Source organism: Acinetobacter sp., assembly GCF_041919735.1.
Lineage (GTDB): Bacteria > Pseudomonadota > Gammaproteobacteria > Pseudomonadales > Moraxellaceae > Acinetobacter.
In genome coordinates this window covers 1-21,409 of the sequence record NZ_JAYRTF010000019.1, presented here as the reverse complement: position 1 = coordinate 21,409, position 21,409 = coordinate 1, and the positions used below count along the sequence as shown (strand labels likewise).

The window sequence follows — 21,409 nt, the reverse complement described above, 5'->3', positions numbered from 1 at the left end:
CTTTTCATTGTGCGCAGCAGATCAGCTGGCGCTGTACAGGCGTTCTTTAGGAAACACCACTTTAAAGATCGAACCGCGGTTTTCTTTTGATTCAACTTCTAAATGCGCCTGATGCTGCATCAGCACATGCTTCACAATCGCGAGGCCGAGGCCTGTGCCGCCGGTTTGCCGGCTGCGGTCGCTGTCCACGCGGTAAAAGCGCTCGGTCAGGCGCGGCAAGTGTTTCGGGTCAATGCCGATGCCGGTATCTTCCACGGTAAAATAGCCGTGCTCGCCGTCATCATGCCAGCCGATGGTCACCGTTCCGCCTTTGGGCGTGTATTTAATGGCGTTGGTGATCAGGTTGCTGAAGGCGCTGGCCAGTTCGGTGTCCGAGCCGATCAAGTCGCAGTGGCTGTCAATGTCTAAATTCAGCTCGTGGCCATAATCGACATTGTAGGCATGTGCATCGTCATACAGCTGATTCATCAGGCTGGGCATGTCAATAATCTGATTTTTGGCGATTTTTTTGTCATTTTCCAAACGCGACAGCAGCAGCAGGTCATTGACCAAGGCATTCATGCGCCGGGTCTGCGACTGCATTTGATCAAAGGCGCGCTTCCAGCGCGGATTGATGTCTTCCTGATCGGTAAAGGTTTCGATATAGCCGCTGAGCACCGTCAAAGGCGTGCGCAATTCATGCGAAATATTGTCGACAAAGTCTTTGCGCATCTGTTCCAGATTGTGCATGCGGGTCATATCATAAGCCACCAGCAGGCGGCTTTCTCCGCCAAAACGGGTCATTTTGACCTGCACATAATGCTCTTCAAAGCCGGTGGACTTCATTTTCAGGCCATCCGGCGCCTGATCGATATTGTTGAAATATTCAATAAAGCTGGGCTGGCGCAAAATGGTCAAAATATTGCGGCCGCGGTCAGTGGCCTGAATGCCCAGCAGCGTTTCGGCAGCCGGGTTCCACCATTCAATTTGATGGTTTTCATCAATCAGCACCACGGCTTCGGCCAGCGCGACCAGCGAGGATTGCGCGCGGTCGATCAGGCCGACCATTTCCGCCTGCACAATGCGTTCCTGACGCTGCGCGCGGTAAACATTGAACAGCAATGCGCCCCAAATGCCGTCTAAATTGGGCGGCACATCATAGGGGCGGTTGGAAATCCATTCATTGACCAAATACAGCGAGCGCAGCTGCAAGGCAAAAAAGATGCTGAAGGCGGCAAAAATGCAGATCCAGAAATATCCGATCCCCAGGCCAATGCAGCCGCCAATAATCAGCAGAAAAGCCAGCAGGCGCAAATCCTGCTTGGCAAAAGTCCATAAGCTGCTGTAGCGGAATTTTTTATGTTCGCGCGCCAGCTCAGGGACAGGATAGGGTTCGTACATAAAATACAGTTAACCTATAAAACTCTAGCCTTGCAGCAGTCAGCCCAGTACGGCATCTGCACGGGTAGAAAAACGATAGCCGGTGCCGCGCACCGTCTGTACATAACGGTCTGCGCCATACGGTTCCAAGACCTTGCGCAGGCGGCGGATATGCACGTCAATGGTGCGGTCTTCAATATACACGTTTCCGCCCCACACTTGGTCCAGCAATTGCGCGCGGGTGTAAGCGCGTTCCGGATGGGTCATGAAAAACGCCAGCAGGCGGTATTCGGTTGGGCCCATGTCCAAAATGCTGTCGCCGTGGCTGACGCGCTGGCTGACAGGATCGAGAATCAGGCCATTGGCATCAATGCTTTTTTCACCGCCCAAGGCATTGGAACGGCGCAGCACCGCTTTAATGCGCGACACCAGTTCACGGGTAGAAAAGGGCTTGGTCATGTAATCGTCTGCGCCGGCATCCAGACCTTGCACTTTGTGGTCTTCTTCGCCGCGCGCCGTCAGCATAATCACTGGAATTTCGGATAAGGTTTCGTCGCGCTTGAGGCGGCGGCACAGGTCTACGCCGCTGACGCCGCCAGGCATCATCCAGTCCAGCAGGACAAGGGCAGGGCGCTGATCAACAATCATTTGATGCGCTTGTTTGGCATCTTCGGCTTGCTGGCATTGGAAGCCAGCCATATCTAAAGAGGTATGGATCATTTCCCGGATCGGGAGTTCATCGTCGACAATCAGAATGTAGTCATCTTTCACAGCGCAATACCCTATTTCATGCAAACGGTGGACCGTTTTATATTTATGACAGGCTTATTACAAAGATTAATTATGACAGTATCATTGCAAAAAGACATGGACAGCCCATTTTTGAAAGATTTTGTGACAATTATGTGCCTGAAATTCTGCATTATTTAAAATTAACATCATGATTTTAAATGTGTTAACAAAAATCAGTGAAAAATTTGAAATCAGTGCTGGTTTTTTTTCAGCAGCGGCCCATTTTCTGAAAAAGTCTGCAGCAAGGATAAGAACACAATGCTGCAGGAAGATAACACTTCATCCATCGGCTGCTTGAAGCCGCTCATGACCCAGCGGATGGCGATTTGCGTGACATAGCCGTTGAGGCCTGTCGCCACCAAGGCAATTTCCTGTTCTGGGCGGTTGATATTCGGCATCATCAGCATCACAAACGCATGGATCATGCGGTCAAAGCGCGACATGGTTTCATGAATGGTGGCCTGATTATGCAGTTCCTGCACCAGCATGGCATCGATATAAATAATGCGCGCCATGCGCGGGTTGTCTTTGAGCGTGGTCAGCAGCGCGGTCAGCCCGGCTTCAATCATTTTTTTCGGATCGGCAGAGGCCTGCATAATGGCCTGCATGACATTGCGCTGCAGCTCATCAATCAGCTGTAAGAAGATGGTTTGAAACAGATTTTCACTTTTTTTGAAAGACTCATAAAAATAGCGTTCAGTCAGCTTGGCTTCATTGCAAATGTCTTTGACCGTAACCGAAAAAAAGCCGTGGGTGCCGTAGGCTTCAATGCCGGCCTCAATCAGTTTTTCCCGGCGCAGCAGCTTGCGTTCAGTTAAAGACAGGCCTTTAAACTGGCGTTCTTTATTGCTTTTTGCCGGCGGCTGTTTTTCTGTTGGCTGCTGTTCAGTCATAAAAATCAAATCTTTCTGAAACGGTTTATGGCGCTATCTTATCAATAAATAAGCAGAACACCTATGTTTTCGGCATTCTCCCCAAATGCCGCCAGCGCGTCCTGAGATGATATTGACAATATAAATTGTCAAAACTATATTGAATGCATGAGACGTCCATGCGGGCATCGGGCAATTCAGCCTGCGCCGCGCTGAAACCGGATCAGGCTCAGAACCGTTTAAGCAAAGGAAACAGAATGAAAAATTTTAAAAATAAAGTCGCTGCAATTACGGGTGCGGGTTCGGGTATCGGACAGCAATTGGCGGTGCTGCTGGCGAAGCAGGGCTGCCACTTATCTTTAAGCGATGTGAATGAACAGGGTTTGGCAAACACGGCAGAGCTGGTGAAAGACAGCAACGTGCGTGTCACCACCAAAAAAGTCAACGTGGCCAATCTGGAAGAAGTCCGCGCTTGGGCGCAGGAGACGGTGCAGAATCATGGCTCAGTCAATATGATTTTCAACAATGCCGGCGTGGCTTTGGGCTCGACCGTGGAAGGCGCCAGCTACGAAGAGCTGGAATGGATTGTGAATATTAATTTTTGGGGCGTGGTCTACGGCACCAAAGAGTTTTTGCCTTTGATCAAAAAGTCCGGTGAAGGCCATATTATCAATATTTCCAGCCTGTTTGGCCTGACGGCTCAGCCAACGCAGTCGGCCTACAATGCGACCAAGTTTGCCGTGCGCGGCTTTACTGAATCATTGCGCCAGGAACTGGATATCGAAAACTGCGGCGTGAGCGCGCTGTGCGTGCATCCGGGCGGCATCCGCACCAATATCGCCAATGCGGCGAAAATGAATGACAGCCTGAAAAGCTTAGGCATGAATCCGCAAAAATCAGCGCAGTCCTTTAATAAATTCCTGCGCTGTCCGCCGGAAGAAGCGGCGCGTCAGATTATTGAAGCAGTGCAAAAAGACAAGCGCCGCTTATTGATCGGTAATGATGCGAAAGCCATTGATTTTATTCAGCGTCTATTGCCGACTGGCTATCAGAAGCTGACTGCGATGGCGACCAAGTTTGGTCAATAAGCTGAAAGGCTTTGATGGAAAAACCTGCGCATTGCAGGTTTTTTACGCCTGCGGGAATAAAAGCCGTGGCAGGGTTTTTCCTGCAGGGAGGCAAACGCCGCCATCCATCTGCCTGATATGAACAGGCTTCAGCGCGGTTGAAATACAGCCTCTTAGACCAGCGATTCGATGGTTTTCTTTTTCCAGACCAAATGATAATACAGCCCTTGCATCAGGCAGAGGCAGACAAAGGCCAGCGCATAGCCGTACCAGATGCCTTTCAGTCCCCACCATTGACTGAACAGGTAGGCGCAAGGCACTTCAATCAGCAGAATCGCCACAATGTTGATGATCATCGGCACCGTCACCGTTCCGCTGGCGCGCATAATTGACGCAAAAATCGCGCTGGCGCCAAAAAACAGAATGGACCACAGCACAATAAACAGCAGTTCCTGACCCAAAACCACCACCTGCGGGTCGGTAATAAACAGCGCCATTAAATATTTAGAAAACAGATAAGCCAGAATCACCAGGGTGCCGGTAAAGAGGACATTCATGATCAGCGCGGTATGATTGACCTTGTGCAGCAAGTCTGACTTGCCTGCGCCAATGGCTTGAGCCGCAAAAATAGACGCGGCGATAGCGATCGAAAGCGCAGGGAATTGAATGTAATTCAGAACCTGATTGACCGCACCATAAGCTGCTGTCGCATCTGCGCCGTATCGGTTGACCAAGCCGACAATCACCAGGCCTGCAACCGATGTGGTGATCATCTGAATGCCGGTCGGCACGCCGAGGCGCAAAATAATCTTCACCAGTTCAGGCTGATAGCGGATATGGCGGATTAGACCGGCATCCAGACGCAGCGGGTGGTTTTTATGATTTAAATAAAAATATAAAAAAATCAGTGCAATGCTAAAGCCGACAGTGGTCGCAATGGCTGGCCCAATAATGCCCATATGCGGGAAGCCGAATTTGCCGGCGATCAGCACGGGGGTGATGATCAGGCCTGCGCCGATGGTCATGCAGGATGTGATCAGCGGCGTGGTGCTGTCGCCGACACCGCGCAAAATAGAGGTGTAAATAATATAGATAAACAGCAGCGGGCTTCCGGCCAGCATCCACTGCACATAAGGCAATGATAAATGCATGACTTCGGAATTGGTGCCCAGCGCCAGCAGAATATATTTGGCAAAAATGACGCCCAAAAAGGCGATCAGGCTGCCGCCGATCAGCGTCATAAACAGGGTGGTGCCCACCACGCTTTGCACCTTTTCAATATTTTTTGCGCCCCAAGCCTGTCCGACCAAGACGGTTGCGCCAGCAGAAAGGCCGATCACAAAAGCCATGAGGCAGAACAGAATGGGAAAGAAGACCGAGACAGCCGCAATCGCATGCACGCCCAGCATTTGGCCGACAAAAACAGTATTCACTGTGCCGGACAAATTCTGCAGGATGTTGGTGGCAATCAGCGGAACCAGAAAAATCAAAAAAGATTTCCAGAGGGTTTGCTGACCGTCAAGCGGCTGGTGCTCAGTCATATCAAATCTTATACCGTGTTCTTATGAGGTGTATTGAATAATGCTGACATTAGCAGGAAATGCTTAAAAAAGCCTTAGTTCTAAAGTAATTCAGGCTCGAAATTAAGCAGAAAAAATGAAGCTAAAATCGGGCCTTAAACCTGCGACAGAATTTCACCGGCACGGCGCAGGGTTTCATTTTTTTTGGCAAAGCAGAAACGGATTAAACGCAAATCTTCAGGCGGTTTTTGATAAAACACAGATACAGGAATGGCCACAATGCCGTGCTGCTCCGCCAGATATTGGCACATGGCGCTGTCATCCAAATCAGGGCGGATGGCGCTGTAATCCAGATTTTGAAAGTAGGTGCCGGGCGAAGCGGTAAACTCAAAGCGCGAGTGTTGAATGCCGGCATTGAACAGATCACGTTTGGCCTGATAAAAATGCGGCAGCTCGGCAATATGTTCCGGGTGCGCAGCCATAAAATCCGCCAAAGCCATCTGCACTGGAGTGACGCCGCAGAAATTGGTGAATTGATAGACTTGGCGGAACCCGGTCATTAACGCTGGCGCAGCAACACAGTAGCCGGTTTTCCAGCCAGTCACATGAAAAGTTTTGCCGAATGAGCCGACCACGAAACTGCGTTCACGCAGCGCTGGAAAAGACAGCGCGGAATAATGGCGCTGGCTGTCATATATCAGATGTTCATACACTTCATCGGACAATACCGCAATATTGCTTTCTTGAATCAGTTCAATCAGCTGCAGCCAATCTTGCTTGGACCAAATCGCGCCCGAAGGATTATGCGGGGTATTGACAATGATCATGCGGGTTTTGCTGTTGATGGCATCTTTGACCGCATTCCAATCCACCTGAAAACCGGGGGCCTGCAGGTTGATATGAACGGGAACGCCGCCCGCCAGCTTCACGCTGGGCGCATAGCTGTCATAACTCGGATCAAAAATAATCACTTCATCGCCTGCATGCACCATGGCCTGTATGGCGCTGAAAATGCCAATGGTTGCGCCTGGAGTAATAGTGATTTCTGTTATTGGATCAATCTGCAGCTGGTCACGCTGCAGGAACATTTGCGCCAGCTGCTCACGCAGACTCAGCAGGCCGTCGCCCGGCGCGTACTGATTGAATCCATCCTGTGCGGCTTTGGCTAAGGCGTCCAGCAATGCAGGCGGTGCCGGAAAATCAGGAAAGCCTTGCGACAGGTTCAGCGCATTCAGGCGCTGCGCCATAGCGCTCATGACACTGAAAATCGTCACGCCTTGCGCAGGAAGTTTGGATTCAATCTGGAGCATGTTTTGATAATTAAAATATGGAGATAAACTGCAGTGTAACAGCCTGATCCGGCCGCGGAAAGTTCAAATCGGCTGATTATTTTATGCTTTGAGCGTACCGCAGATCGGATTAAATTGCATGCAGCAGCAAAAAAAGACTGGACTAAAAAAACAGCATTTTTTAGAATGCGCTCACAAATAAAATAAATGTATTAAAAAAATAAAAGATGCTAAAAAATATTTATTCCTTAATTGAGAATTTTGGCCTCAGTGTGCAAAAGCGCGCGCTGCATATCCATTTTTCAAATGAACACCTCAACAGCCAAATCTTTCTGCAGCGCATGGAAGGTGAGCACCGCATCAATCAGGGCCTGCGCGCCGAACTGATCTGCCTGTCCACCCATGCGCATATTCCTTTAAAACAGTTTATCGGCGGACGGGCGGCGATTGATCAAGTGACCGATTTAGGCCAGCTGCAGCGCATGACGGGTGTGATCACCGGCGCCAGCCAAGGGCAAAGTGACGGCGCGCTGACGGTGTATAAGCTGGTGATTGAAGATGCTTCAGCGCTTTGGCATAAACGCCGCAACAGCCGCGTATTTATGAATAAAAGCGTGCGCGGCATAACCGAGGTGCTGTTCAGTGAATGGCAGCAAAAAAGCGCGCTGTTTGCGTCCAGCTTGAGCCTGAATTTAGAGGGTCTCAGCCGCGATTATGCGGTGCGTCCGTTTGTGATGCAGGCCAATGAAAGCGATTATGACTTTTTAACCCGGCTGTGGCGCAGTGAAGGCATCAATTGGCTGATTGATGAAGCTGAGCTGACTGTAGCGGCATCCGCCGTGCCGATGCAGGCGCAGCAATTGCGCTTAATTGACAGCAATCAGGCTTTTGCTGCGTTCGGCCGCGGCTCGATCCGCTTTCACCGCAGCCATGCGGCAGAACATTTCGATACCATCACCAGTTTGATCGGGCAGCGCCAGCTGCAGTCCACCGCCATTCAAACCCAGCGCTGGCAGGCGCAAAGCCTGGCGCAGGATCAATCCAGTCCGCTGCTCAGCACGCATGTGCACAGTGAACAGCAGGACAATGAAAGCCTCAGTCTGGAGCAAGTCTGGTCGATCAGTCCTGCATGGACCGGCGACTTGAACGGCGATGATCAAGTCGCCGCTTCCGGCGCTGATCAGCTGCAGCAGCTGAATCAGCAGCTGAATCAATATCAAATTCTGCAGGCCAAATCCTTTACCGCCATCAGCAGTGTGCGCGATGCGCAAGTCGGCTATTGGTTTCAGCTGACTGATCATCCTGAAATTGATCAGCACAGCGGGCCAGACCGTGAATTTTTAATTTTGGGTAAAGCCTTTTATAACCAGAACAATCTGCCCAAAGATATTTTGATGCAGCTGGAAGCGCTGCTCGGCGCCAGCCGCTGGTCATCCTTAGGTGATGAGCGTCAAGCCAATGAACTGCAGCTGATGCGCCGCAGCATTGGCGTTGTGCCTGAATATGATCCGTTGCAGCACAGGCCCATGGCGTATCCGCAGCGGGCGAAAGTGGTGGGTCCGGAAGGCGAAAGCATTCATGTCGATGCTTGGGGGCGGATTAAAGTCCGTTTCAGCTTTACCCGCAGTGATGACCATCAGCATGATGGCGGCGCCGGCAGCAATGACAGCGATGCCGATTCGGCGTGGGTGGATGTGCTGACGCCTTGGGCCGGTGAAGGCTATGGCGCACGCTTTCATCCGCGCATCGGTGAAATTGTCGTCATTGACTTTTTTGAAGGGGATGTCGACCGGCCATTTGTGGTGGGGCGCATTCATGAGGCTGAACGCTATCAAACCATGTTTGATGTCAAAGGCCAGCTGCCGGACACCAAAAAGCTTAGCGGCATCCGTTCGCAGGAAGTCGGCGGCAGCGGCTTTAACCAGCTGCGCTTTGATGATACTTCGGGGCAGATCAGCACCCAGCTGCAAAGCAGCCATGCGGCGACGCAATTGAATTTAGGCAATCTCAGCCATCCGAAAGATAAAGAACAAAGCAATGGGCGCGGTGAGGGGTTTGAGTTGCGAACTGATGCTTGGGGTGCAATGCGGGCTGGAAAAGGCTTATTAATTAGTACCTATGCGCAGGAAAATGCCGTTGCAGATCATTTAGCGGCAGCAGAAGCACAATCCTTACTGAATCAAGGCCATGAGCGCATGAAAATGCTTAGCAGCATTGCTGTAAAGCAGCAGGCTGATGCGCTGAATGTGATTGAGCGCTTGCCCAAGCTGATTCAGTCCCTAGAAATTAAAAATACCTCACAGGCGGTGATGACGACGCTGAGCCTATTTAAGGAGAATTTGTGTGCAGATCCTTTAGCGGCGCTAAAAAATTGTAAGGGTTTTATTCAAGACCTTGGATCAATTACCAATGATGCAAAAGGTACGTTGCAGCAATTTAAATCTTATTTTGATGATGCTGAAGATGCTTTTGATAATTTGAAAGAGGTGATTCAAAACCTTGAAGACTATGGTTCTGACCAGCTGCAGGCGCGAGTCAGTAATTTAAAAAGCCAGCTGAAAAGCGATCCGCTGAAAACATTGAAAGACATCGGCAAGCTGGTCGAAGAAATTAAAATCAAGCCTGAAGACATGATGATCGGCGGCGGTTTCGGCAAGCCGGAGATTTTCACGCCAACCCGAGCTTTGGAACATGTGAAAGGCTTTATGGAAGGTTATGCGCAAAATTTAGAAAGTTCCAGCAACCCGCAGCAGCAGGAACAGGGCAAGCTGTTCAGGCAGGCGCTGCTGCTGCTGGCATCGCCTAGCGGCATTGCTTTAACCACACCTGAAGACATCATTTTACAAGCTTCGCAAGATATTGCAGAAAGTTCAGGGGGATCAATTAATTTAAGTGCACAGAAAAATATAGTGGCGCATGCACAGGATAAGGTCAGTTTGTTCGCTGCCCAAAAAGGTTTGAGTGCTTATGCAGCAAAAGGACCTTTGAAAGTTCAGGCTCAGGATGATTTGGTTGAAATTATTGCGAAAAAAGTGATTAAGCTGATTTCTACGGAAGATAAGATTGAGTTAACTAGTGCGAAAGAGATTGTGCTGACGGCTGGCGGTTCTCAGCTGAAAATTAATGGGGACGGTATTTTTACCACAACAGGCGGTAAGTTTGAGAGTAAGGCGGGGCAGCATAGTTTTGTGGCAGGAGCGATTGTGAATGCTCAACTACCTAAGATGCCTGAGAGTGGAATATTTAGCCGAAGATTTGATTTTGGTGAACTATTTGATGAAGATCAACTAAATCAAAAAATTAAATTTAAATTTATAAATCATGCCAAAAAAACTGAATTTAATGGGTTTTTAGACGAGTTCGGTCGTACTCAACGCTTTTTCAGCGATAGTGCTGATAATGTTGAAGTAATTATTCTAGGACATGATAGTCAGAATCATGATGAGCTTTTTGTCATTAAAAATGACTTGAACAGCACAAAAAATCAAGATTCTAGTGAGGATTGCTGTTGTTGTGATGATAATCATCATCACAACAACACGGAAGAATTATATGATGATAGTGATTTAGAAGCTGATTTTAAAAGTTTTGGATTGTGAGAAGTTTTATGAAAAATAAAATCCTTTTTATGTTGTTTATGTGTCTAATGCCTTTTACCCATGCGGAGATATTGAAATCATATCCTTATGAAATATTGGATGGTGAAAAAGTTAGCTTCAACTATATTGAATCAGATAAATGTAATTTTCAGCGAAAAGATTTAAAAAGTTCAATAAATCGTATTTTAAAAGTAAATAAGATAGATCTTGGGTCTGGAGATTGGATGCATATCCCTTATGAATGTTGGAATATCAAAAACTCAAAGGAAAACATTCTGCTTATCTCGTTTATAAATAAAAACAAGCCTTTAGAGTTCTATGTCTTTATTGATGACATTAACAATTTAGGAAGTGTTATGTTTAATTTAAAGAAAGATAGAAGCTTTGATTTTAATGAAAATATGATTATTTTTTCAAAAAGTATAAATGAAAATAACAAAAATAAAATATTAATGTTATTTAAAAAAATTGATTTTGAATCTAAGGGGCTATAATGAGTTTTGTTTCGCTTGAAAATGGACCTTCTTTTGGAGAAGATCGACTAGCATATATATATGCTATTTCCCGTAGAGAATCGTCATCAAATCTCTCATTGTCTGATTCAGTTAGACCAAATTTACAAGCTAGAAATGTTCATAACGGTAAAACTGCTGGGTATGGATTTATAGGCTATTTTCAATTTGGTGAAAGTGCACTATATGATTTGGGTTATTTTAAGCCGCCTTTTGAATTTAATGGTAAATCGTCAAGTGATTTTCAAAAATCCCTACAAGTCAATGATTGGAATGGTACTTGGACGGGGTTAGATGGCGTTACCTCAAAAAGTATTTTTTTAAAAGATAGAACTATTCAAATAAAGGCTTTTAATAAATGGATTAATACTTTGTGTAATAGACTAAATAGTCAAAATTTAAATGAATTTTATGGTGTTAGGGTTGGTGGTGTTGAAATAACTGAATCTGGCTGTATAGCAGGAGCACATTTAAAAGGACCTAAATATGTTCTAGAATTTGTTCAAGGTTTAGGTAATAGTACAGATGCTTTTGGTACGCAAGTTGGTGAATATATATCCTTATTCGCACATTACGATTTGGAAAGTTGCTGTAATCGTAAAGTATATATTAATGTAATAGATGAGAGTGGTAATCCTGTTTCAGGTAAAAAAGTTATAGTTGAGTCGGAATATAAAGAAGGTAAATATTACAGTAAAATCGGAAAAATTTCGAATGATTATAAGACAAACAATGAAGGGAAAGTTCCGGTTATTGTTAGACATCCAAATACTAAAATTAAAGTAATCGTTGATGGTAAGAAATTAGAGATTACACAGCAAAAAGATAGGATAGAAAGCTATACAATTAAATTAACAAAAGAAATATCTGTACCAGTTGTGTTAGAGCAAAATAGTACTCCTCAGCCAAAACCTCAATCAGATAAGACTCCTCAAGAAGTAAGAAATGAGCAGAATTCATTTGAAGAAAAAAAAGAGGTAATTGCTGGTAATACAAAAGATGTGAGTTTTAATGTTCAAATTATAGAAGAGGATACAAGGAAAGCTATTTCTAATATGGGTTTTTATTTAACTTATAAAGGGAGTATAAAAAAGCATACAGCTGATTCGTCAGGGACTAAAAAAGGGATAGTGGCTGAAGTAGGTGAAGATATCGAGGTTACAGTATCTGGAGCTGGTCAACCTCAAAAAATACATCATTTTAAAGTTGAACAGTCTTTATCTAATCAGACTATTAAAATTAAATTACCCGTATGTTCTTTTAAAATCAATGTTAAAGAAAATAATAAAAATGTAATAAATACCCTAGTAAGTATTTTCTATAGAAATAAGCAAATTGCGAAAAGAACAGATAGTAATGGAGATGTTAGTGTAAAAATGCTTCTGGGGTTTGTTTTTGGCTTTGGTGTAAAAAATAAAGAGTTGGAGAAGCTTCGTGTTTTGAAAGGAATACCAATTAGATATTTTAAAGTTAATGAAGGATTTGTAAAAGCTTCAAAGTTGTATGAAATTGCCGATCAAAAGCGTAAGGAAGCAGATGAACTTAAGAAAAAATCTGACCAAATGCAGCAAAAGAAGCAACAAGATGCTCAGGAAAAAAAGGCAAAAGAACAGGCTGAAAAAGCAAAATTAGAGTCAGAAAGAAATCAGCCTATTCAAGATAATACATACACCGAAAATGGTGGTCAGCCATTAACAACTGCTAGCAATCAGTCTCCACCTACAAGTGATACAACACGTTATCATATTTACTATGATGGGAAGATTAAAAGAGAAAACAGAGCCGCAACTGGTTATGCTGAGTTTATATATTATGAGGCCAATGGTAAGGCACATAATTTAGGTAAATCAAAGTTTGTAAAAGCTCCTATGCGTAAATCAGGTAATGAGATTATTTCAGGATATAGTTACTTAATCGATTTTACAAAACACGGATCATATAAAGAGGGTGGCTTAGGTTATAAATGGTTCATAACAGGAGGAAATATAAGGTTTTATTTAAATGGGGTATCTATGGCAGCGATTTTGGGTACTTTCATGAATTTGGGTTATGAAGAGTATCCTAGTTCAGGTGCTAGTTTGCTCGATGGAAGTTCTCAAGCACCAAGTGTAACGCACAGAAATGGAGAAGCTTGTGACTTTAGATATCTAGGCAAAAATAATGCACATATAGCTAATGCAATTTGGACTCAAAACGATAATTATGATGATCAGAGAAATATAAAGTTAGTTCAAGAATTTAAAAAATTTGGTTTTACTGCATTTTATACACAGGATGGATATACCAAAAAACCTAAAATTGCAGGTACAAGTTATGCTAAAAATCATTATCACCATTTACATATAGGTACATGTGTACCTAAAATTCAGGATATATAATGTATGTTAAAGTCAATTATTTTTCCTTTAATTTTAATTTTATCTGCATGTAATACTAAAGACTTAGTAGAGTTGCCTAGTAGTGATAATGATGAACCAAATAAAAAAATTTTATCTGAGTTTGCAGGGATGGACATCGGAAGTGATTTTAAAGTGCTTTCCAAAAATGGTGAAATTAGTCAAGTAGAAAATACTGATGTTATCGATAATTGTATGTATGCTGAAAATAAAAAAAGAAATATCGATTATTTGGTTTTTGATAATAAGATTTCTACAGCTACGTATTCAGATTCCGTGTTTTTAGGAATGAATTCATTGGAATTAAAATCAAAAATTAGTAACTTGAAATTGATAAAAAATGAATATGATGAAAACACTTATTATTTACAAAATAATTTAGATCAGTACCACGGCGTTAAATTTTATGTGGTTGATGACAAGGTAATTGAAGTTACTTATGGTTTACTTGATAAATTGCAATATCAAGAGGGATGCTCATAAGTATAAATTTGTTGAATTTAATCAAAGCCGACTCTCGTCGGCTTTATTTATCTAACCTTCCAGCACTTCTTCCAACAGCTCTTCACTCGGTGCAAAGTAATACGCGCCATCCATCGGCGTGACAAAGTGCAGCAAGCGGTCATGAATGCCGTCACCGCTGGTGCCGAACATACGCAATAACATGCTGTCGATAATGTTTAAATTATTGGTGTAGGCAATAAAAAACAAGCCCTGGTCGCCGCGGCCATCACCATAAGGCAATGAATGCCGCAAGATTGCTAACTCTTCACCTTCATCATCTTCCACCACAGTCCGTGATACATGTGAGTTTTCAGGCTGTTCAGCCTCATCCAGCTCAATCGATTCCAGCTTGGTGCGGCCAATCACATGTTCCTGCGCATCGACTTTCAGCTTTTTCCATTTTTCTAAATTGTGCGCATAGCGCTGTGCAAACACAAAAGAACCATCAGCAAAATCGCCAGCATCTTCACTCAGCAATGCCGTTTCAGCACGGTCATCAGAAAATTGCGGATTTTCAGTGCCGTCAATAAAGCCAGTCAGATCGCGCCCATCAAAATTGCGGAAGCAGACACGCTCATCTAAAACCTCGACTTTATCTTGAATGCCGTCAAAAAAAGACTGGCTGAGCGCAAAACAGATGTCTGTACGCTGTGCGGCAATGTGAATCAGCACATCAGCCGGAACCACAGGCATTTGAAAAGATCCCGCAATCGGCGCCAGCTGTTTAAAACCTGCAGGCGCTTCAGCATGCAGCTTGGCCCATAGCTCAGGGCCAAATGCCACAGCTGTTTTAATGTCTGCATGCGGATGCTGGGTCATTAAGCGGTCGCGGGTATTCAATAAATCCCCAAGTTTTTCTTTCAGTTCTTCAATGCTTAAATCTTTTAAACGAAGGACAATAAAACGCGCATGATCTGAAGGTAATGGCAAAATTACAGATTGGGCTGTCATTCATGGCTCCTAAATTTTGATATTTTCTGCGTGGTTTTCTCTATTGTGCCTTAATGGCTGTACAGTGGGTAGCCCAGAAACGCATTTAAATCCGCATCGCTTTCGTGCGCCTAAAAAACAGTAAATGTCATATAATTGCGCTTCTATTTGCAAGATATCCTTTGATATGTCCTTCCAAATTTGGCTGGCCTATATGCTGGCATGCTGGGTGATCAGTGTTTCTCCTGGGGCGGGCGCGATTGCGTCGATGTCGAGCGGCCTGAATTACGGTTTTAAACGCGGTTATTGGAATGCTTTAGGGCTGCAGCTGGCACTTTTGGTGCAGATCGGCATTGTGGCGGCTGGGGCAGGGGTGCTGTTTGCCACCACCCCTTGGGCATTTTTAGCGGTGAAATGGTTCGGTGTGTGCTATTTGCTGTACTTGGCTTATCTGCAGTGGATGGCGCCGGCGCAATCCATTGATATTCAGCAGGAACTGCCGAATAAATCACGCGGCAAACTGGTGCTGAATGGATTTTTGGTCAACATGAGCAATCCCAAGGCCATTGTGTTTTTACTGGCGGTTTTGCCGCAGTTTTTGGATTTGTCCAAGCCGCAAGTGATTCAATATGTTGTGATGGCGGCGACCATGATCACCATTGATCTGATTGTGATGGCGGGCTATACCGGACTGGCGGCCAAAGTGCTGCGGTTATTGAAATCGCCGAAGCAGCAAAAATACATGAACCGGACTTTTGCTGTGCTGTTTGCCTGCGCGGCCAGCCTGCTCAGTTTGGTGCATCAGTGATTCATACGAATTAGCTTTAATAATGATGTATTGTTATCTTATTGGCTGATCTGATATGTTTGAGATATAGTTAATAAAATAAGTAGAAAAAACAATGTCTACAGCGTTATGGATTTTGATTTATGTCTTAGATTGCATCGTGACAAAATGGATTATATCGTGGGGCGGTGCGTCGTATATTCAGGGCTGGAAAACATGGTTTTTCTTTAGCGCCTCCCAATCTGAAGAGTGGACGAAAGACCAAATTATTATGATGGCATGGTTCTTTTGGATCGCATTTTCAATCGTATTTTTAATTGGGCTATTTAATCCAGAGTTTCGGTTCTATAAATTAAAAAATAGCCTTTAAATCAGTCAATTCATTATTTTGGATAGCTTTCTGTTTGCTCTAAGAGCATATAAATCAAATCCAGTTCAGGGCAATCGTAGCCCATTGCGGTCAAGGCCGCGCTCATTTGCCCGCGGTGATGCGTACCGTGATTAAACACATGCAGCAAGGTGCCGGCAAAGGGAACAGCAATGTTTTGACCGGTAGATGTCTGGTAATGAAAGAGTCCGCCCAGCCGTGCAGGATCAAGATTTTGCAGATAGTCCTGCCAATGAAAAGACTTTTCCAGCAGCGTTTGGGTCAGCGCATAACGGTCCTGTTCAATGATGCTGTTCAGGGCGATTTGCGGCGAATGGCCTCGGCTGAAACGGGAAAACCATAAGCAATGCTCACCCAGCAGCAAATGATTGAGGGTGCCAAAAATACTTTTAAAAAACAATCCCTGATCTTTATGAAAGTCTTCATCCGACACTTGATCTAAAATCAGTTTTAAACGCTGAGTGGCCCAGCTGTTGTAGCGGGCCATCAATATGAAATGATCCAGTTCCATCTTCAAACTTTTTTGTAATACAGATCTTTCACATATAGCAGAGCATGAACTAAAAAACATCATCAAAAAAACTGCCCGAAGGCAGTTGAGTATTTTTAATATTTTGATTCGCATCTTGAATGCTGAGCTGGGTTAGGCCATTTTTTTAAATTTCTGCACCGCAAAAATGATGGCAAATAGAATCGCCATGGTCAGCACAATGCTTAAACCGGTCGAGACATTCAACCCGGCGCTGGACCATAGCCCAACCGTAATGCCGATTTGCGCAAAGGCAAAGGCCCAAATGACCATCTGTTTAGGCGAATTGGCCATCAGGCGCGCAGTTAAAGCCGGAATCACCAATAACGCGCCCATCAGCAAAGAACCGACCGCGCGTAGCGCCAGCACAGTAAAGGTTGCCAGCAGCAGCATGAAAATCAGGCGCTGCCATTTGGCGTTGATGCCTTCACTGACCGCAATATCCGGATCAATGGCGATTTGAATCTGCGCCTGCCAATGCTTATACAGCACAGCCAAGGCGCCAATAATGACTGCGGTAAATACCGGCAAATCGCTCCAGGAAATCGTCAGCAGGTCGCCAAATAAATAGCTGAGCAATTCAGGGCGCAGCGCAGGCAAATGCTGAATCAGCAATAGGCCTGCACACAGCAGCGTAGCGGAACACAGCGCCAGCAGCGCGTCATTCGGTAGGCGCGGATCGTGCAGAATCCATAAAATGCCGACCAGCAGGATGGCCAGCAAGGTCACGCCCATCCATAAAGGCAGGCTCAGCGCGCCGGCAATGGCCACGCCAAGCAAAGTGCCGTGCGCCATGGTGTCGGCAAAAAAAGACATGCGGCGCCACAGCATCAGGCAGCCCAGCGGCGCAGTCAGGAACACCAAAAGGGTGCCCATAATCCATGCTGGCAAGAGCAGTTGTAACCATTCCATCATGGCTCAGGCTTCCGGTTCGGGGTGAATGTGCGGGCGCGGATCATGCTGGCAAGGAGTGGCGGAATCGCCATGCCCGCAATGATCGTGATGATGCTGATAGAATACGCGGTTGGTGCCGAAGATCGCTTGATATTCAGGATGCTGCTGCACATTTTCCGGCAGGCCGCTGCAGCAGATATGCTTATTCAGGCAGACCACGCGGTGCGTGCCCTGCATTACCCATTGCAAATCATGCGACACCATCAGCACCGCGCAGCCGTATTTTTCCGGCAGACTGCGCACATAATCATATAGTTCAGCTTCCGACTGAATATCCAGACCTTGCATCGGCTCATCTAAAACCAGCACATCCGGCTGGCGCAGCAGCGCGCGGGCGATCAGCACCCGCTGCCGTTCACCGCCGGACAGCTGCTGCACTTTGGCGCTTTGCAGCTTGGCGATGCCGGTGTCGCGGATAATCTCTTCCTTTATAGCAGCCCCGCATTTTTCTAAAGCCAATAAATCGCTGACCCGCAAAGGCAGGCTGTGCGAAGGATTGAACTTTTGCGGCACATAGGAAAATTTAAGATTTTTTGCGCTGCTGACTTGGCCTGATTGCGGCTTCAGAATGCCCAGCAGGACTTTAATCAGCGTGGATTTGCCCGCGCCATTGGGGCCAATTAAGGTCACAATTTCGCGTTCGTGCAGGCTGAAGTCGACATTCTTTAAAATATCGCGCTCATCAATGCGCACATGAATATTTTTCAGCGCAATCAAAGGCGCTGGGTTTAGTGTTGGCTGCACTGCTGACAGATTCCTGAAATTTCAATAATGCTGTGATGCGCAGTAAATCCATCCGATGCAGACAATTCATCCAGCTGCTGCAGCAGGCCTTGAGCGGATGCTTCTTTTACCGCTTTGCATTCGGTGCAAATCAAAAATGCCGCCTGATGGCCTTCGCGCGGGTGGCAGCAGGGGATATAGGCATTGATTGAGGTCAGGCGGTGAATCAGGCCTTTTTCCAGCAAAAAGTCCAATGTACGGTAAACGGTCGGCGGCGCAGCCGGACGGTCAGAACCGCTTTTGATTTTGGCCAGCAGATCATAGGCGCCCATCGGGCCGTCCGCATTTAAAATCAGTTCCAGCACTTCCTTGCGCAAAGGGGTGAGGCGCGCGCCCGTTGCCGAACACATGCTTTCCGCTTCTGCAAGCCGCTGCGCCACGTTCGGGTGGTCGTGCACGCCATGCAATGCATTATGATGTTCGTGCGAACAAGAGCTCATGATTAACCTCAAGTGCGAAACTTTAAAAGAAAAAGACTTTAAATCTTAGCATGAAGCGCGGCAAGATTCGATCAGGCATAGGTATTTTTGAGAATTTGTTATATTATAACACTATCCCATTCTGTAGTGATTTTTCCATGTCCCGTATCTTGGCCTTCTACGCTTTTGCATTGTTCAGTTCAATGAGCTGGGCGCAAGGATTGGTGGTGTCTACACATCCGATCTATCTTATTGCACAGGAAGTGACCAAGGGCGTGGAGACGCCGACCTTATTATTAAAGAATCAATCCGGGCATGATGTCAGCCTGACGCCCATGCACCGCAAAATTGTGCAGGATGCCAATCTGGTGATATGGATCGGCAAAGCGCATGAAGCGCCGCTGGAAAAAATGCTGGCCGGCAGCCCCAAAAGTGTCGCGCTTTTGGATTCAGGCATTTTGAGCACGCTGCCGCTGCGCAATACCCGCGGGCAGGCCATCGCCAATACAGTTGATACGCATGTCTGGCTGGAACCGAATAATGCGGTGCGCATCGGCTTTTTTATCGCCGCGCTGCGTTCGCAGCAGATGCCGCAGCACCGCGAGCAGTACTGGGCCAACGCCAAAGCCTTTGCGCATAATATGCTGATGGCTTCTTACCGCATCAGCAGCAACAGCGCGCAGCCGTATTGGGCCTATCATGACGCTTATCAATATTTAGAGCGTTCCGTCAATTTGAAGTTTGCCGGCGCATTGACCGATGATCCGCATATTGCGCCGACCATCGCGCAAATCAAATACCTGCAGGACAGCCGTCCAAAAGCCAAAATGTGCCTTTTGGCGGAAGGGCAGGCCAGTCAAAATCAATACCAAAAGCTCAGTCCCATCGTGTTTCAGCCCGTGGATGAAAGCATGAATGCAGAGACCAGTTTTATCCATGCCTGGAAAACTTTGGCGGAACAAAGCCGCAGCTGTGTGCTAAACGCACGGAAATAATGCAAAAAATACTCAACTATTGTTTAGTTTAAGCGCAATCCAAACATGCAAAAAAACCAGACTTAGGTCGGGAAAAGATTGCATGTTCAGGGGGGTAACTCTATAATGCCTGCGATTAAAAATAATCATCAGCTAAACTTGTCAAGCATAATTGCTGTGAGTGTATAAAAATGAGCCGAACTAGTCGCTTGATTGATCGACGATTAGCGAAAGCTTTGATCATCTTGCAAGCATTAATGATTCCTGTTTCAGCCTTGATTGGATGGGTCTTGAAAGATTCTGTTGCAGCATTAAGTGCAGCCTTGGGTGCACTGGTCTGCTGGCTGGCGAGCTGCTATTTTACATGGCAGTCTTTTCGAGCCGCAGGCGCCCGCGCCACCAAACAAGTGCTGTCCAACATGTATCGTGGCATGATGGGCAAGTTTGCAATAGTGATTGTTGGATTCATTTTAATTTTGAGCAATGTAAAGCCGCTGTCACCGGCCGCATTGTTTTGCGGTTTTATCCTTGTTCAGGCCATGTCGTGGGTTGCTCCATTTTGGGCATCACGTCTGCAGAAGCGGATTTAAGCGCAGCAAAAATTGAAAAGTTTTTTCAGGAGCTGACGAGATATCAAGCAGCACGCGATATTCGTGAGTTCCATTAGTTTTTTGACATTGACCAGGTGTGATTTATGGCTGCTGAAGAACATGCCCTTACTTCGACCGAGTACATCAAGCATCACTTGACTAACATGACCTATGGCAAAATGCCGGACGGTACATGGAAGTTAGCTGAAAGTGGTGCTGAGGCTCAACAGATGGGGTTCACTGCTATTCACTTGGATTCAATGGGTTGGTCAATCGGGCTTGGTCTGATTTTCTGTTTGCTGTTCTGGTGCGTAGCGAAAGCTGCAAATGCTGGTGTTCCTACCAAGTTCCAGTCTGCAATCGAAATGATTATCGAATTTGTTGACTCAAGTGTACGTGATACTTTCCATGGGAAGTCTCGTTTGATTGCACCATTGGCGCTCACTATTTTCGTGTGGATTTTCCTCATGAACTTAATGGATTTAATGCCAATTGACTTTATTCCTCATCTTGCCGCAATTATCGGCAGCAATGTATTTGGAATGGATCCTCACAGTGTGTATTTCAAAATTGTACCTACAACAGATCCAAACGTCACTTTAGGGATGTCTTTATCTGTATTCGCTCTTATTCTTTTCTACAGTATTCGTGAAAAAGGTGTGAGTGGCTTTGTGGGCGAATTGGCATTAAACCCATTTAATCCAAGTAACAAATTTGCTAAAGCGCTTTTAATTCCATTTAACTTGCTTTTGGAATTGGTAACTTTCCTTGCACGTCCAATCTCTTTGGCTCTACGACTGTTCGGTAACATGTATGCGGGTGAATTGATCTTCATTCTTATTGCATTATTACCCTTCTGGATCCAATGGGCATTGTCAGTGCCATGGGCGATTTTCCATATTTTGATTATCACCCTGCAAGCATTTATCTTTATGATGCTGACTATTGTTTATCTAAGCATGGCAAGCGAAAAGCATTAATGGTATTGCCTAACTATCATCGGGTGGTTAGGTATAATTTTTTTAATTTAATTTGGTATAAACCTAACCTCTGAGGAATTATCATGGAACTCACTTTAGGTCTAGTTGCAATTGCATCTGCTATCTTGATCGCTTTTGGTGCTTTAGGTACTGCGATTGGTTTTG

General features: G+C 45.7%; 19 protein-coding genes and 1 pseudogene. 10 read left to right on the top strand and 10 right to left on the bottom strand.

Features of this window, described 5'->3' with window-relative positions; translation table 11 throughout:
- Positions 1-21 precede the first annotated feature (21 nt).
- The 3 genes from phoR to ACE3T3_RS11615 form a co-directional block, all read right to left on the bottom strand.
- The gene (phoR, locus tag ACE3T3_RS11625; protein WP_374667106.1) at positions 22-1,380 is read right to left on the bottom strand and encodes a phosphate regulon sensor histidine kinase PhoR; all 1,359 of its coding nucleotides are present in this window, start codon (positions 1,378-1,380) and stop codon (positions 22-24) included.
- A gap of 39 nt (positions 1,381-1,419) precedes the next feature.
- A complete protein-coding gene (gene phoB / locus ACE3T3_RS11620; RefSeq protein WP_374667104.1) occupies positions 1,420-2,130 on the bottom strand; it encodes a phosphate regulon transcriptional regulator PhoB in 711 nt (236 codons plus the stop codon).
- 212 nt (positions 2,131-2,342) lie between these two features.
- Complete coding sequence (locus tag ACE3T3_RS11615) at positions 2,343-3,044, bottom strand: TetR/AcrR family transcriptional regulator (RefSeq protein ID WP_374667102.1); 702 nt, start codon at positions 3,042-3,044, stop codon at positions 2,343-2,345.
- A gap of 236 nt (positions 3,045-3,280) precedes the next feature.
- Here ACE3T3_RS11615 and ACE3T3_RS11610 point away from each other — a divergent pair, with 236 nt between their 5' ends.
- Entirely contained in the window at positions 3,281-4,111 is an 831-nt protein-coding gene (locus tag ACE3T3_RS11610) for an SDR family NAD(P)-dependent oxidoreductase (RefSeq protein WP_374667100.1), read from the top strand.
- A gap of 152 nt (positions 4,112-4,263) precedes the next feature.
- Here ACE3T3_RS11610 and ACE3T3_RS11605 read toward each other — a convergent pair whose 3' ends face one another.
- Both ACE3T3_RS11605 and ACE3T3_RS11600 read right to left on the bottom strand, forming a co-directional pair.
- Positions 4,264-5,631, bottom strand: a complete 1,368-nt coding sequence (locus ACE3T3_RS11605; RefSeq protein WP_374667098.1) for an MATE family efflux transporter — start codon at positions 5,629-5,631, stop codon at positions 4,264-4,266.
- A 134-nt stretch (positions 5,632-5,765) separates the two neighbouring features.
- Entirely contained in the window at positions 5,766-6,920 is a 1,155-nt protein-coding gene (locus ACE3T3_RS11600; RefSeq protein ID WP_374667096.1) for a methionine aminotransferase, read from the bottom strand.
- A 206-nt stretch (positions 6,921-7,126) separates the two neighbouring features.
- On the opposite strand from ACE3T3_RS11600, the gene ACE3T3_RS11595 reads away from it, so the two are divergent.
- The 4 genes from ACE3T3_RS11595 to ACE3T3_RS11580 are packed head-to-tail and all read left to right on the top strand — an operon-like array spanning position 7,127 to position 13,889.
- On the top strand, positions 7,127-10,498 hold the full coding sequence (locus ACE3T3_RS11595; RefSeq protein WP_374667094.1) for a type VI secretion system Vgr family protein: 3,372 nt from the start codon (positions 7,127-7,129) through the stop codon (positions 10,496-10,498).
- An 8-nt stretch (positions 10,499-10,506) separates the two neighbouring features.
- The gene (locus ACE3T3_RS11590) at positions 10,507-10,992 is read left to right on the top strand and encodes a hypothetical protein (protein WP_374667093.1); all 486 of its coding nucleotides are present in this window, start codon (positions 10,507-10,509) and stop codon (positions 10,990-10,992) included.
- Positions 10,992-13,388: a hypothetical protein gene (locus ACE3T3_RS11585; RefSeq protein WP_374667091.1), complete on the top strand. Its 2,397-nt coding sequence runs from the start codon at positions 10,992-10,994 to the stop codon at positions 13,386-13,388. Before ACE3T3_RS11590 ends, ACE3T3_RS11585 begins: the two co-directional genes overlap by 1 nt.
- Before the next feature lie 3 nt (positions 13,389-13,391).
- Entirely contained in the window at positions 13,392-13,889 is a 498-nt protein-coding gene (locus tag ACE3T3_RS11580; protein ID WP_374667089.1) for a hypothetical protein, read from the top strand.
- 51 nt (positions 13,890-13,940) lie between these two features.
- On the opposite strand, the gene ACE3T3_RS11575 is transcribed toward ACE3T3_RS11580, so the two are convergent.
- On the bottom strand, positions 13,941-14,861 hold the full coding sequence (locus ACE3T3_RS11575) for a Dyp-type peroxidase (protein WP_374667087.1): 921 nt from the start codon (positions 14,859-14,861) through the stop codon (positions 13,941-13,943).
- Positions 14,862-15,027: 166 nt separating this feature from the next.
- Here ACE3T3_RS11575 and ACE3T3_RS11570 point away from each other — a divergent pair, with 166 nt between their 5' ends.
- Positions 15,028-15,648 (top strand): LysE family transporter, encoded by a 621-nt coding sequence (locus ACE3T3_RS11570; RefSeq protein ID WP_374667085.1) that lies wholly within the window; start codon positions 15,028-15,030, stop codon positions 15,646-15,648.
- Between the two features lie 362 nt (positions 15,649-16,010).
- Here ACE3T3_RS11570 and ACE3T3_RS11565 read toward each other — a convergent pair whose 3' ends face one another.
- From ACE3T3_RS11565 to ACE3T3_RS11550, 4 genes are all read right to left on the bottom strand, one after another.
- Positions 16,011-16,526: a DinB family protein gene (locus tag ACE3T3_RS11565; protein ID WP_374667083.1), complete on the bottom strand. Its 516-nt coding sequence runs from the start codon at positions 16,524-16,526 to the stop codon at positions 16,011-16,013.
- A gap of 132 nt (positions 16,527-16,658) precedes the next feature.
- A complete protein-coding gene (gene znuB / locus ACE3T3_RS11560; RefSeq protein ID WP_374667081.1) occupies positions 16,659-17,459 on the bottom strand; it encodes a zinc ABC transporter permease subunit ZnuB in 801 nt (266 codons plus the stop codon).
- A 3-nt stretch (positions 17,460-17,462) separates the two neighbouring features.
- Positions 17,463-18,251 (bottom strand): zinc ABC transporter ATP-binding protein ZnuC, encoded by a 789-nt coding sequence (gene znuC / locus ACE3T3_RS11555; RefSeq protein ID WP_374667168.1) that lies wholly within the window; start codon positions 18,249-18,251, stop codon positions 17,463-17,465.
- On the bottom strand, positions 18,227-18,721 hold the full coding sequence (locus ACE3T3_RS11550; protein WP_374667079.1) for a transcriptional repressor: 495 nt from the start codon (positions 18,719-18,721) through the stop codon (positions 18,227-18,229). The genes znuC and ACE3T3_RS11550 overlap by 25 nt, the downstream gene beginning before the upstream one ends.
- A gap of 137 nt (positions 18,722-18,858) precedes the next feature.
- On the opposite strand from ACE3T3_RS11550, the gene ACE3T3_RS11545 reads away from it, so the two are divergent.
- From ACE3T3_RS11545 to ACE3T3_RS11530, 4 genes and pseudogenes are all read left to right on the top strand, one after another.
- Positions 18,859-19,695 carry a metal ABC transporter solute-binding protein, Zn/Mn family gene (locus ACE3T3_RS11545; RefSeq protein WP_374667077.1) on the top strand — a complete coding sequence of 279 codons (837 nt, stop codon included), beginning with the start codon at positions 18,859-18,861 and terminating at the stop codon, positions 19,693-19,695.
- 170 nt (positions 19,696-19,865) lie between these two features.
- The gene (locus ACE3T3_RS11540) at positions 19,866-20,264 is read left to right on the top strand and encodes an ATP synthase subunit I (protein ID WP_374667075.1); all 399 of its coding nucleotides are present in this window, start codon (positions 19,866-19,868) and stop codon (positions 20,262-20,264) included.
- Between the two features lie 104 nt (positions 20,265-20,368).
- The gene (gene atpB, locus ACE3T3_RS11535; RefSeq protein WP_374667073.1) at positions 20,369-21,244 is read left to right on the top strand and encodes a F0F1 ATP synthase subunit A; all 876 of its coding nucleotides are present in this window, start codon (positions 20,369-20,371) and stop codon (positions 21,242-21,244) included.
- Between the two features lie 83 nt (positions 21,245-21,327).
- Positions 21,328-21,409 (top strand): annotated as a pseudogene (locus ACE3T3_RS11530) (F0F1 ATP synthase subunit C); the annotation flags it as partial.